The sequence below is a fragment of the Thalassovita sp. genome (assembly GCF_965218685.1).
Taxonomy (GTDB): domain Bacteria; phylum Pseudomonadota; class Alphaproteobacteria; order Rhodobacterales; family Rhodobacteraceae; genus Thalassobius.
The window spans coordinates 231,832-244,402 of sequence record NZ_OZ244657.1 but is presented as its reverse complement, the minus strand read 5'-3'; the positions used below and the strand labels follow the sequence as shown (position 1 = coordinate 244,402).

Genomic DNA, 12,571 nt, shown 5'->3' with positions numbered 1-12,571 from the left:
TGGTTGATGCATTCGGACCGATAGATACTTTCTTCGGCACGCATTTTTGAATAACTGCGTATGACTTGAATGCCAAGCCGTCCCGCAAGAAGGAGACAAAAGATGCCGTATCGCGCCCCCGTCGAGGACTACCAGTTTATTTTCGAGAACGTTGTCGACATGGCCTCGGTCGCCGGAACCGAGCGGTTTGCTGACACGGCAAGTGCTGACATGACCTCGGCCGTGCTGACCGAGATGGGCAAGATGGCCGAAGAGATCCTGTACCCGTTGCAGCGCAATGGGGATCTGGACGGAGCGGTGCTGGAAAACGGGGTCGTGCGCACGTCGAAGGGCTATGCCAAGGGGTTCAAGTCCATGGCTGAAGGCGGCTGGATCGCCGTATCCGCAGGCGAAGAGCACGGCGGCATGGGCCTGCCACTGGCGATGAACACCGCCTGCAACGAGATGGTCACCGCAACCGCGATGGCGCTGGGCCTGTGCCCGCTGCTGACCCAAGGCCAGATCGAGGCACTGGAACACCACGCCTCGGACGAGTTGAAACAGATGTACCTGCCGCGCCTGATCACCGGCGAATGGACCGGCACGATGAACCTGACCGAACCGGGCGCTGGCTCGGATGTGGGGGCGCTGAAATCCAAGGCCGAACGCAATGACGACGGCACATACTCGATCAGCGGTCAGAAGATTTTTATCACTTGGGGCGATCACGATTTCGGCGGCAATGTCTGCCACCTTGTGCTGGCGCGCCTGCCCGATGGCGTGCCCGGAACCAAGGGGATCAGCCTGTTTATGGTGCCGAAATTCCTGCCGAACGAGGATGGGTCTCTGGGCGAGCGCAACAGCCTGAACGTGGTCAGCCTTGAGCACAAACTGGGCATCCACGGCAGCCCCACCTGCGTGATGCAGTTCGATGGTGCCAAGGGTTGGCTTGTCGGCAAGGAGCACGGGGGCATGGCCGCCATGTTCACCATGATGAACAACGCGCGTCTGGGCGTAGGGACCCAAGGCGTGGGCATTGCCGAGGGCGCCTATCAACACGCGCTGGCCTATGCCCAAGAGCGAGAGCAGATGGGCACGATCATCAACCACGCCGACGTGCGCCGGATGCTGCTGACGATGAGGGCGGATACGTTTGCCGTGCGTTCCTTGGTGCTGGATTGTTCGGTCGCGTTGGACATGGGGACTGCCACGGATGATGCGGCTTGGAAGGCCCGAGCCGCGCTGCTGACCCCGATCGCCAAGGCTTTCTCGACCGATATCGGCATCGCCGTGGCCGAGCTGGGCGTGCAGATCCACGGCGGCATGGGCTTTATCGAGGAAACCGGCGCCGCACAATTCAGCCGCGATGTGCGTATCACCTCGATCTATGAAGGCACGAACGGAATTCAGGCAATGGACCTGGTCGGCCGCAAGATGATGGACGGAGGCGCGGCCGCCTATGCCCTGCTGGACGAGATCGAAGCCCACGCCGAAGAGGTGCGCACCGCGCTGCCTGACTTGGCCGAGCCTGTCTGGCAAGCCACCGAAACCCTGCGCGAAGCCGTGGAATGGATGGTCGCGCAGACCGACATGAACGCTCGCTTTGCCGGCTGCGTGCCCTTCCTGACGGCCTTTGGTCGCGTTCTGGGCGGGCATTATCACCTGAAGGCCGCAATGGCCGAGGGCGGCAACGGCACCCGCACCAAGATCGCGCGGTTCTATATCAACCGCCTGCTGCCGCAATATGCCGGACAGCTGGAGCACGCGCGCGCCGGGGCCTCGGACCTTTACGACATCACAAATGACGAGCTGTGCGGATGATGGATAGCGCGGGCACTGGCATTCGCTATCCATGGGACGCTCCGCCCGAGCATGGCAAGGCGATCGAGGTCGCCGAGGGCGTCCTTTGGCTGCGCTTTCCGCTGCCCATGGCGTTGGACCACGTCAACATCTATGCGCTGGACGAAGGCGACAGCTGGACGATCATCGATGCGGGGATGCATTCGAAAAAAACCGTGGCGATCTGGGAACAGGCGCTGGCCGGGCCGCTGGGCGGTAAGCCCGTTGGCCGGGTAATCCTGACCCACCACCATCCTGACCACGTAGGCATGGCAGGTTGGTTCATCGCTCGTGACGCCGAATTCTGGACCACGCGCACCGCATATCTGATGTCTCGGATGCTGATCCTGGACGTAGAGCATAAGGTGACGCCCCAGGTGCAGCAATTCTGGCGCCGCGCGGGCATGATTGACGAGGTGTTTCAGAAACGGATCAACGAGCGGCCCTTCAATTTCGCAGACATGTGTCATGAATTACCCGTTGGTTATCAGCGTGTTCAGCAGGGCGACCTGATCCGTGCGGGCGGTCGCGACTGGGATATCCACATCGGCAACGGCCATGCGCCTGAACACCTGACGATGTGGAGCCGCGACTGCAATCTGGTGTTGTCGGGCGATCAGATCCTGCCCTCGATCAGCCCCAACATCGGTGTTCACGCCACCGAACCTGATGCTGACCCGCTGGACGACTGGATGGAGAGCTGCACACGGCTGCAGGCCCTCGCACGTGAGGAGCACCTGGTGCTGGGCGGCCATAAATTGCCGTTCACCGGTCTGCCCACACGAATGCACCAGCTGATCGAAAACCACCACGGTTGCCTGCGGCGTCTGCGTGATCATCTGGCCACGCCCAAGACCGCCGCCGATTGCTTTCCTCCGCTGTTCAAACGCAAAATTGATGGCGGCACCTATGGGTTGGCCCTTGTCGAAGCGGTTGCACACCTTAATCATCTGTATCAAACCAATGAGGTTAGCCGCTCGTTACGCGAGGACGGGGCCTGGCTTTGGCAGATGAAGGGATAAGACAGTGGACGATACAATCAGCACCGCCGCAGAGGCGCATGAGCGGGATGCATTGCCGCGTCGTCACGAGGTCCACGCCGATCCGGCCGCACCTTGCAACACGGATGTCCCCGAAGAGATAACCGCTACGCCGGTCGAGCAGAAAAGCCCTGCTGAATGGGCTTATGAGCGACTGATTCTGTATATCCAGAACTTCGAGCAACAGCTGGACAACGAACACGAGATCGCCATGGGCTTTGCCGGCGGTGATGCAGGTGTTCTGCGGATCGAGGGCATGGGCTATTTCGACCCGGACATCGTGACCTTCTATGGCAGCGACGAAACCGGCGCGAAAACCCAGTTGATTCAGCACGTCAGCCAGCTGAGCGTCATCCTGCGCGCGCTGCAAAAGGAACCCGAACAGATCGAGGCCAAGCGCATCGGTTTCCGTCTGGCCCAGGATTTGAACGGCACTTAGGCATGGACTAGGTCGGATTGACGCAACTGGCCCTTCGGGGGGCGGGGGGACGTTTTCTCGGGATGACAGCCTTGAAAAAATCGGTTAGTCACGATCTGACTTTGGAATACTGCAAGGAAATGCGACATGGCAGAGCATAAGCACGGCGAAATGGACATCGAAGTTCAAAAAGAAACCTTCGACGGCTTCATCAAGTTCACCACCTATTCGGTCTATGTGATCATCGCTGTCCTGATTTTCATGGCGCTGGTGAACAGCTAAGCCATATCGCTTGGGGACCCCGGCAATGCGTAAATGGTTACTGATTCTGGCAGCGGCTGGCCTGACAGCTGGCTGCGCGGTCAAACATGATCCGCCCGTCACCGACCAACAGATCATTGATGCGACCTACAAGCACGATGCTCCGGCCGAGCTGACGCTGTACACGATGATCAGCAATACCAACGGTTCGGGGGCTCATACCTCGATGATGATCAACGCCAGCCAGCGGGTGATCTTTGATCCCGCCGGCACGTTCCGCGACAAGAAGATCGTGGCGCGGAATGACGTGGTTTACGGCGTCACGCCGTATGTCGAGGACGTCTATACACGCTTTCATGCGCGCAAGACCTACCACGTTGTGATCCAGCGTTTGCAGGTTTCGCCCGAGGTGGCCGAACAGGCCATGCGTCTGGCCCAAAGCATGGGCGAGGTGACCGACGGCCATTGCGCGCAGTCGACCTCGACAATTCTCAGTCAATTGCCGGGACTGAACATCAAGCCGACGTATTTTCCGAAAAACCTGATGGGTCAGTTCGGTGAGGCTCCGCTGATGAGTACCCAGAGCCTCTACGAATATGACGAAGACGACAAAACGCGCGCGTTGAAGGCTTATGACCCGACCAAGGCCCGCGACAGCTATGCCCGCCAAAAGGCGCGTCTGGCGGCGGCCAAGAACTAGGCCGCCGGGTTTAACCCAGCAGATACATTGACAAATACAGACTGGCCGCTCCGAAAAAGATGGCGGCCAGTGCGTTTTTGGTGACATAGCCCACGGCTACGGTCATCAGCGCAGCGATCAACCGCGAGGGGTCCAGCTGCCCACCGGTCGCCGAGGGCCAGGCCACCGCAGGCGCCACCAGAGCGGGCAGAATCGCAACCGCCGTATAGCGCAGATGCCGCAGAACCCATTCCGGCATCTGGCGATCCCCGATCAGGCCGGTAAAGACAAAGCGCAGCCCAAAGCTGCCCAGCCCCAGCAGGATAATTACGATCCACAGGGTCGAAGTTTCGATCTGATGCATCATGAAGCCCCTTGTTTGCGGGGGGTGGTCCACAGTTCGACCTGTGCGCCGACCATCATCGCTCCGATCCCGGCGACCATCAGGCCCAGATTATAGGGCAGGAAGTTGAACACCAGCGACAGCACCACGGCGCTGAGCGCCGACGCACGGTGGGCCGCGGTGTGCAGCATCGGCGCAATCAGGGCCAGAAAGGTGATCGGAACGGCGAAATCCAGCGCGAACTCGGGTGGGATAGCGTTGCCCATGATGGCGCCGGCCAGGGTGGCCAGATACCAGAACGGACAGACTGGCGTGACGACCCCGAAGAAATAGCTCAGTTTGGCGCCCATCGACCAACCGGGGTTCTTCTCATACGCCGTGATCGAGCAGGCATAGCTTTGATCGACGGTGAAATAGGCCACCAACGCGCGCTTCCACAGGGAGGCCCCGCCGATATGAGGGGTCAACGAGGCTGAATACATGGCCATCCGCAGGTTAACCGCCAGCGCCGAGGCCAGAACGACGATGGTCGGCGCGTCCTCGGACAGCAGTTGCACGGCGGTGAACTGGGCGGCGCCAGCGATGACGACGATCGAAAAGCTTAGCGTTTCCAGAACGTTCAGTCCGGCTTCGGTGGCGACCACTCCGAACAGCAGACCGAAAGGCACGATAACCAGCAGAAACGGTAAACCGTCGCGGAAGCCCTTCCAAAAGGTAGAGGAGCGGGTCGTGTTGCTCATGGCAGCCCTCAAGTGTTGTGAATGGACAAGGCGTATCGGCACTGCTTGCGGGATGCAATGTCAGTGAAAGTTGACGTAGGGTCGGGGCCTTAGTCAAACATCCCGGTCACGCGGCCCAGCAGCATGAAGGCACGTGCGGTACGGGTGTCCGACAGGTCCGCAATATCGCTGTCCGAAGCTGTCTCGCAGAACTCTGTCAGCATCTTGTCAAAGCGTCGCAGGAAATGATGGGCAGTGTCGCGAAAGATCGGGTCCTGCTTCATTCGGCCAGCAGACAGTGCCAGCGACGAGCGATCCCGAACGCCCCCCAGGCTGGCTATCTGCCTGCCTCGTTCCCCTTGGGCAAAGCGGCGCCAAATCTCGGGGCGGGCGCGGTCGGGGCGCAGATCGTCCATATAGATCCCATCCTGGCTAAGCAGGGTCAGGATGTCTTGCGCGGCCTGTATGAGCCCGGCGGCCTGACGGTCCTTCAGCGCCTTGCGCAGTGCGGCAAAGCCTTCTTCGTCTTCGGCCGTTTCGGGGAAATTCAGCGCGCGGATGAAGTCGCCGCGTTCCAGCGGCGGAGCCAGATCTTCGGCCGGGGTGCCAAGGGGCAGCGGTGCCTGATCCTCGGCCGGGGTGGCGCTGGTTTCCGGCTTAGGCGCGGCGCGCAACAGGTCCAGGCGGTCACGATCGCGGGTCGAGGTAAAGGTGGTCAGGGCGATTTCGGTTTTCTTCTGTGCCTCGGCGATCTCTTCCAGTTTCCTGGCGATGCTGGGGTCGTCCGATCCCGCGCGCCCCTGCGCCTGCGCCAGATAGGTTTTGCGAATGGCGTCGATTGCGGCCTGCAGGCGTGCGCTTTCCTCGCGCATCACCCGAGACGAGCGCGCAGCCGTCGCGCCGACCCAGATCATGGCGACGGGCAGAAAGATCACCAGCATGGTCATCATAAAGCGCAGCGCACCTGCGGGTTCGTCCGTGCCCTGCGGAAAGTCCATGACGAAAAACGCCACGCCCGATCCAATCAGCCAAAGCAGACTGAACGCCAGAGCGGCGATCTCGATTCCGGTGATGCCTTCACCCGAGGGGCGCTCGTAGAGCCCCACCGGTGTCGAACGGCTTTCTTGCTTGTCGGCCATAGCAGCCCACCTGCCTGTGGTCAGATATATTCGATCTTAAGCACTTCGTAGGATTTTTCACCACCCGGAGTGCGCACTTCGACGCTGTCGCCTTCTTCTTTGCCTATCAAAGCGCGTGCGATGGGCGATTTGACGTTCAAAAGGCCCTTTTCGACATTTGCTTCGTGTTCGCCCACGATTTGCCAGGTCTTTTCCTCATCGGTGTCCTCGTCGACCAGGGTGACCGTGGCGCCGAATTTGATGGTGCCGGACAGCGCGGTGGGGTTGATCACGTCGGCCAGGGACAGCACGCCCTCAAGTTCCTTGATGCGGCCTTCGATGAATCCCTGTTTTTCGCGGGCAGAATGATACTCGGCGTTTTCCTTCAGGTCGCCCAGTTCGCGCGCCTCGGCAATGGCCTGGATGACGGCGGGGCGTTCCACAGACTTCAGCGTCTTCAGCTCGGATTCAAGCGCGGCGTGGCCAGCGCTGGTCATCGGTATCTTTTCCATTATGCCCCTGTCTTGCGCGAAAATCGCGGCGCATGGGGTGCGCCGCATCGGTTTGGTTCCCGTGGAATTACCTGACCCCAAGCCCGGATACAATGCAAGAGCTTGCATCCAATGCTTGCTTGTACGGGCATGGCACCGCTTGGATCAGGTGACGCAAGGGCAATCAAGCGTCCGGATCTGCCAAGAATACCCCAAAAACAGCATGTGTTTCGGCGCAATTTGAGCGATTAGCCTCATTTAACGCCGTGTTCAAGTTGACGGGCAATGCTGCAGCGCGGTAACCACGTTCGAAGCAAATTAACGCGTGATCCAGAAGGAGGGGCCACCCATGTCGGAAATCGAACGGGAAGCAATGGAATATGACGTTGTGATCGTCGGCGCGGGGCCTGCGGGTCTGTCGGCTGCGATCCGTTTGAAACAATTGGATGCGGACCTGAACGTGGTTGTGCTGGAAAAGGGCTCGGAAGTGGGCGCGCACATCCTGTCTGGCGCGGTTCTGGACCCCTGCGGCCTGGACGCTCTGATCCCCGATTGGAAGGAAAAAGGCGCACCGCTGAACACCCCCGTGAAGGAAGACAACTTCTACATGCTGGGCGAGGGCGGTGAGATCCGCATCCCCAACTTCCCGATGCCGCCTTTGATGAACAACCACGGCAACTACATCGTGTCGATGGGCAATGTCTGCCGCTGGATGGCCGAACAGGCCGAGGGCATGGGCGTGGAAATCTTCCCCGGCATGGCGTGCTCGGAACTGGTTTACGGCGAAAACGGCGAAGTCAAAGGTGTAGTTGCCGGCGTATTCGGCGTGGAACCCGATGGCACCTATGGCGACGGCACCGAGCCGGGCATGGAGCTGCACGGCAAATACGTGTTCCTGTCCGAAGGCGTGCGCGGATCACTGGCCAAGGAAGTGATCGCCAAGTACGACCTGCAGGCCGGCAAAGAGCCTCAGAAATTCGGCGTTGGCATGAAAGAGATCTGGGAGATCGACCCCGCCAAGCACAAAGAAGGCACCGTGACCCACACGATGGGCTGGCCGCTGAACGGCAACGCTGGGGGTGGTTCGTTCATCTATCACCTGGAAAACAATCAGGTTTACGTGGGTTTCGTGGTTCACCTGAACTACAAGAACCCGTACCTGTTCCCCTACATGGAATTCCAGCGCTTCAAGCATCACCCGATGGTTGCCGAGCTGCTGGAGGGCGGGAAACGCGTTGCCTACGGCGCGCGCGCGATTTCCGAAGGTGGCTATCAGTCGATGCCCAAGATGGTCGCGCCGGGCGCGGCTCTGCTGGGCTGCTCGGTCGGGATGGTTAACGTCCCCCGCATCAAAGGCAACCACAACGCGATGCTGTCGGGCAAAGCTGCGGCCGAAGCCGCCTATGCCGCGATCCAGGATGGCCGCTCGGGCGATGAACTGACCGACTACGAGGCCGACGTGCGTTCGGGCCCCATCGGTAAAGACCTGAAGAAAGTCCGCAACGTCAAACCGATGTGGTCCAAGTGGGGCATGCTGCCCAGCCTGGCCCTGGGCGGTCTGGACATGTGGACCAACACGCTGGGCTTCTCGCTGTTTGGTACTTTGGGGCACGGGAAAACCGACGCTGCGGCCACCGAGGAGGCCTCAAAGCACAAGAAGATCGATTACCCCAAGCCCGATGGCAAGCTGTCGTTTGACCGCCTGACCAACGTGTCCTTCAGCTTTACCAACCACGAGGAAGAGCAGCCCTGCCACCTGCAGCTGGCCGATCCGAACGTGCCACTGAACGTCAACCTGCCCAAATTCGACGAGCCCGCGCAGCGTTATTGCCCGGCCGGCGTCTACGAGGTGCTGGAAGGCGAATCCGGGCCCGAGTTCCGCGTGAACTTCCAAAACTGCGTCCACTGCAAAACCTGCGATATCAAGGACCCCAGCCAAAACATCACCTGGGTCACCCCTCAGGGCGGCGAAGGCCCCAACTATCCGAACATGTAATCGGACGCAAAATCGCAATCATGCACGAAAAAGCGGGGCAAATGCTCCGCTTTTTTGCCGTTTACGTGAACCGGCCCCGGGGCGCATTGCGTTTGCTGACGGGCACGCTAGTTTGAGGTCCGGTAACCAGCTCATCTGCGGGGAGACGCATGCGCAAACGGATCTTGGGAATGGCTTTGGCCTTTGTGGTATCGGGGGCGGCCTTGGGCACGAACCCGGTGCAGGCGCAGGGAATTGCTGGAGCGTATCTGGCCGCGCGCAGTGCCGGCATGGCCAGTGATTACAAGGCCGCAGCAGAGTATTTCACCCGCGCTCTGGCCCATGATTCCTCGAACCCGCAGCTGTTGGAAAACACGGTTCTGTCGCAGCTATCGCTGGGACGGATCGACCGCGCGCTGCCTGTTGCCCGCAAGATGGAATCCGACGGGCTGAACAGCCAGTTCGCGCGCATGGTTCTGGTCGCGGACGAGGCCGCCACCGGCAAATTCGAAGCCTTGCGAATCCGCATTGAAGACGGGCGAGGCATCGGTCCCCTGGTGGACGGGCTGCTGAAGGCTTGGGCGTTGATGGGCGAGGGCAAGGTTTCCGAGGCGTTGAAGGCATTCGACATGGTCTCGGACGAACGGGGTCTGGCGTCTTTCGCGATGTTCCACAAGGCGTTGGCGCTGGCCAGTGTCGGTGATTTCGAAGGTGCGGATGTCATCTTGTCCGAAAATGCTGGCGCGCCCCTGCAATCCACCCGGCGCGGCGTGATCGCCCGAGTAGAAATGCTTAGTCAGCTGGACCGCAAGGACGAGGCGCTGGCCCTTCTGGACAACCTGTTTGGCGTGGGCATCGATCCTTCGGTCAAGGATCTGCGCGCTGCGCTGGTGGACGGGCAGGTGCTGCCCTTCAGCATCGTGAACGCCCCGCGTGATGGCGTGGCCGAGGTGTTTTTCTCGGTTGCGGCGGCGCTGAACAACGAGGCGGGCGAAGATTACACGCTGCTTTATTCGCGCGTTGTTGAATATCTGCGCCCCGGTCATGCCGATGCCAGCCTGCTCAGCGCGCAATTGCTGGATACGCTCAAGCAGCATGAACTGGCCGTGGCCGCATATAAATCCGTGCCCACGGATAACCCTTCGTTCTTCTCGGCCGAACTGGGCCGTGCGGAAAGCCTGCGTAAAGCCGACAAGATGGACGCGTCTGTCGAGGTTCTGGAACAGCTTTCGCGCAGCCACGCGGACATGCCGCTGGTCTGGGTCACGCTTGGTGACCTGATGCGACAGCTCAAACGCTTTGACGAGGCCGTCGAGGCCTATGACAAAGCGATCTCGCTGTACGGAGAGCCGACGGCGGAACAGTGGTTCATCTACTACGCCCGTGCGATTTGTTTCGAACGGCTTGACGCGTGGCCCAAGGCCGAGGCTGATTTCCGTCAAGCGCTGGAACTGAATCCCGGACAACCCAGTGTTCTCAACTACTTGGGATATTCCTTGGTCGAGCAGAAATCCAAGCTGGACGAGGCTTTGGCGATGATCGAACAGGCCGTCGCGGAACGTCCCAACAGTGGCTATATCGTCGATTCCCTGGGCTGGGCCCTGTACCGTTTGGGCCGCTATGAAGAGGCGATCGGCCACATGGAACACGCGACCGAGCTGATGCCCGTGGACCCCGTGGTGAACGACCATCTGGGCGATGTGCTGTGGGCCGTAGGCCGCAAACGCGAGGCCGAGTTCCAGTGGCACCGCGCGCTGTCTTTCGCGAAGTATGAAAACGCCTCGGGGGATGTGGATGCTGACCGCATTCGCCGCAAACTCGAGGTCGGCCTTGATCAGGTTTTGGCCGAAGAGGGCGCGCCACCTTTGAGGGTGCCCGATGCCGCCGATTAAGGTTTTCGCCCCGGCCAAGGTGAACTTGACCCTGCATGTCACCGGCCAGCGCGCGGATGGGTATCACCTTTTGGACAGCCTGGTGGTTTTTGCTGACGTGGGCGATCGGCTGCTTGTTTCGCTGGATGAACCCGTGCTGACGGTCTCGGGGCCTTTGGCCGAAGGGGTGCCGACAGATAGGCGCAACCTGGTTCTGCGGGCGGCCGAGTTGATGGGGGCCTCGGCCCGGATATCCCTGGAAAAGCACCTGCCAGCGGCGGCTGGTATCGGCGGCGGATCTTCTGATGCGGCGGCCGTTTTGCGTGCTTTGCAGCAGTTGACGGGGCGCGCGGCTCCGGATGCAGGGTTGGCGCTTGGTGCGGATGTGCCAGTCTGCATGGTTGCCGGCGCCGCCGTAATGCGCGGCATCGGAGAGATCGTTGAACCCGTGCCAAATCTGCCTGCCTTGCATGCAGTGTTGGTTAACCCGCGGGTCGAGGTGCCCACCGGCGCGGTATTCAAGGGGCTGGCACGCAAGGATAACCCACCGATGGAGCCTTTGCCCGCCCCTGGTGATCTGATTGCTTGGCTGCGCCGTCAGCGCAATGATCTGGAGCCCCCCGCATGCAAGGCGCAGCCGGTGATCGCGCAGGTTTTGCAGGCGTTAGAGCAAACCGCGGACTGTCAGCTGGCGCGTATGTCCGGCTCGGGCGCGACGTGTTTTGGGCTGTACCCGGATGCGGGCGCAGCGCAGCGCGCGGCTGCGGTTTTGGCTGATCTTGGTTGGTGGGTTGAGGCCACCCAGCTTAGTTAATCCGCGCCACCACATAGTCGGCAAGATCGATCAACATCTGGCGAATCGGATGCTCAGGCAGGACGCCAAGGGCTGTCTTCGCTTTGTCCGCCCATGCAAGGGCGTCCTGACGCGTGTCAGTCAGCGCGCCGTGCTTGTTCAGCAGTTCCAGCGCGTGTTCCAGATCGCCGTCTTCCTGTTTACCCTTCTCGATCGTGCGGGTCCAAAAGGCGCGTTCCTCGTCATCGGCACGGGCGACGGCCTTGATGACGGGAAGGGTCAGCTTGCGTTCGCGGAAGTCATCGCCGACGTTTTTACCGGTGGCCTTCGTGTCGCCCTGATAATCCAACAGGTCATCGACGATCTGGAAGGCAATTCCCAATGCATCGCCATAATCGAACAGCGCCTGCACATACGCTTCGTCCGCACCCGAGATTACTGCGCCGGATTCGGTGGCCGCGCTGAACAGGGCGGCGGTTTTGCCGCGTACGACCTGTAAATAGATCGCTTCGTCCGTGCGCAGGTCCTGCGCGGCGGTCAGTTGCAGAACTTCGCCCTCGGCGATGGTGGCGGCGGCGTTGGACAGGATGTTTAGAACGCGCAGATTGCCCGGCTCGACCATCAACTGGAACGCACGGGCGAACAGGTAGTCGCCCACCAGCACGCTGGATTTGTTGTCCCATAGCAGGTTGGCGGTGGGGCGGCCGCGACGCTGCGCGCTTTCGTCCACCACGTCGTCATGCAGCAGGGTCGCGGTGTGGATGAACTCGACCGTCGCAGCCAGATGGACGTGATACGGACCCTCATAGCCGCACAGCTTGGCAGCGGCCAAGGTCAGCATGGGGCGCAGGCGCTTGCCGCCGGCTTCGACCAGGTGGGCGGTAACCTCGGGGATGCGCGGGGCATGTTTGCTGGCCATCCGCTCGCGGATCAGCAGGTTGACGGCATCCATTCCGTCCGCCAAAGCGGCGGCCAGTTGCTCGTGCGGTTTTGTTGCAGCTTGATCCAGGCTCATCACTGTACCGTCACATGGCTCGACAAATGG

At 60.8% G+C, this 12,571-nt stretch carries 13 protein-coding genes; 8 read left to right on the top strand and 5 right to left on the bottom strand.

Going from position 1 to position 12,571, the window contains the following annotated elements; genetic code table 11:
* Positions 1-102 precede the first annotated feature (102 nt).
* The 5 genes from ACOQOQ_RS01315 to ACOQOQ_RS01295 all read left to right on the top strand — a co-directional run bounded on the left by ACOQOQ_RS01315 (position 103) and on the right by ACOQOQ_RS01295 (position 4,237).
* On the top strand, positions 103-1,800 hold the full coding sequence (locus ACOQOQ_RS01315) for an acyl-CoA dehydrogenase (protein ID WP_420568360.1): 1,698 nt from the start codon (positions 103-105) through the stop codon (positions 1,798-1,800).
* Positions 1,797-2,840: an MBL fold metallo-hydrolase gene (locus tag ACOQOQ_RS01310; RefSeq protein WP_420568359.1), complete on the top strand. Its 1,044-nt coding sequence runs from the start codon at positions 1,797-1,799 to the stop codon at positions 2,838-2,840. The genes ACOQOQ_RS01315 and ACOQOQ_RS01310 overlap by 4 nt, the downstream gene beginning before the upstream one ends.
* A gap of 4 nt (positions 2,841-2,844) precedes the next feature.
* Positions 2,845-3,297, top strand: a complete 453-nt coding sequence (locus tag ACOQOQ_RS01305) for a DUF6173 family protein (RefSeq protein ID WP_420568358.1) — start codon at positions 2,845-2,847, stop codon at positions 3,295-3,297.
* Positions 3,298-3,423: 126 nt separating this feature from the next.
* Positions 3,424-3,558 (top strand): aa3-type cytochrome c oxidase subunit IV, encoded by a 135-nt coding sequence (locus ACOQOQ_RS01300; protein ID WP_420568357.1) that lies wholly within the window; start codon positions 3,424-3,426, stop codon positions 3,556-3,558.
* Between the two features lie 25 nt (positions 3,559-3,583).
* Complete coding sequence (locus ACOQOQ_RS01295; RefSeq protein ID WP_420568356.1) at positions 3,584-4,237, top strand: hypothetical protein; 654 nt, start codon at positions 3,584-3,586, stop codon at positions 4,235-4,237.
* A gap of 10 nt (positions 4,238-4,247) precedes the next feature.
* On the opposite strand, the gene ACOQOQ_RS01290 is transcribed toward ACOQOQ_RS01295, so the two are convergent.
* The 4 genes from ACOQOQ_RS01290 to greA form a co-directional block, all read right to left on the bottom strand.
* Complete coding sequence (locus ACOQOQ_RS01290) at positions 4,248-4,580, bottom strand: AzlD domain-containing protein (RefSeq protein ID WP_420568355.1); 333 nt, start codon at positions 4,578-4,580, stop codon at positions 4,248-4,250.
* Positions 4,580-5,299, bottom strand: coding sequence for an AzlC family ABC transporter permease (locus ACOQOQ_RS01285; protein WP_420568354.1), 720 nt, complete (start codon positions 5,297-5,299; stop codon positions 4,580-4,582). The genes ACOQOQ_RS01290 and ACOQOQ_RS01285 overlap by 1 nt, the downstream gene beginning before the upstream one ends.
* Before the next feature lie 89 nt (positions 5,300-5,388).
* Complete coding sequence (locus tag ACOQOQ_RS01280) at positions 5,389-6,417, bottom strand: hypothetical protein (protein WP_420568353.1); 1,029 nt, start codon at positions 6,415-6,417, stop codon at positions 5,389-5,391.
* Between the two features lie 20 nt (positions 6,418-6,437).
* Positions 6,438-6,908 carry a transcription elongation factor GreA gene (gene greA, locus ACOQOQ_RS01275; RefSeq protein ID WP_420568352.1) on the bottom strand — a complete coding sequence of 157 codons (471 nt, stop codon included), beginning with the start codon at positions 6,906-6,908 and terminating at the stop codon, positions 6,438-6,440.
* A 328-nt stretch (positions 6,909-7,236) separates the two neighbouring features.
* Between greA and ACOQOQ_RS01270 the strand changes: the two genes are divergently transcribed.
* The 3 genes from ACOQOQ_RS01270 to ACOQOQ_RS01260 all read left to right on the top strand — a co-directional run bounded on the left by ACOQOQ_RS01270 (position 7,237) and on the right by ACOQOQ_RS01260 (position 11,547).
* Complete coding sequence (locus ACOQOQ_RS01270) at positions 7,237-8,883, top strand: electron transfer flavoprotein-ubiquinone oxidoreductase (RefSeq protein ID WP_420568351.1); 1,647 nt, start codon at positions 7,237-7,239, stop codon at positions 8,881-8,883.
* Between the two features lie 149 nt (positions 8,884-9,032).
* A complete protein-coding gene (locus ACOQOQ_RS01265) occupies positions 9,033-10,754 on the top strand; it encodes a tetratricopeptide repeat protein (protein WP_420568350.1) in 1,722 nt (573 codons plus the stop codon).
* The gene (locus ACOQOQ_RS01260) at positions 10,741-11,547 is read left to right on the top strand and encodes a 4-(cytidine 5'-diphospho)-2-C-methyl-D-erythritol kinase (RefSeq protein WP_420568349.1); all 807 of its coding nucleotides are present in this window, start codon (positions 10,741-10,743) and stop codon (positions 11,545-11,547) included. Before ACOQOQ_RS01265 ends, ACOQOQ_RS01260 begins: the two co-directional genes overlap by 14 nt.
* On the opposite strand, the gene ACOQOQ_RS01255 is transcribed toward ACOQOQ_RS01260, so the two are convergent.
* Complete coding sequence (locus ACOQOQ_RS01255; protein WP_420568348.1) at positions 11,540-12,541, bottom strand: polyprenyl synthetase family protein; 1,002 nt, start codon at positions 12,539-12,541, stop codon at positions 11,540-11,542. The genes ACOQOQ_RS01260 and ACOQOQ_RS01255 overlap by 8 nt on opposite strands.
* Positions 12,542-12,571: the final 30 nt, after the last annotated feature.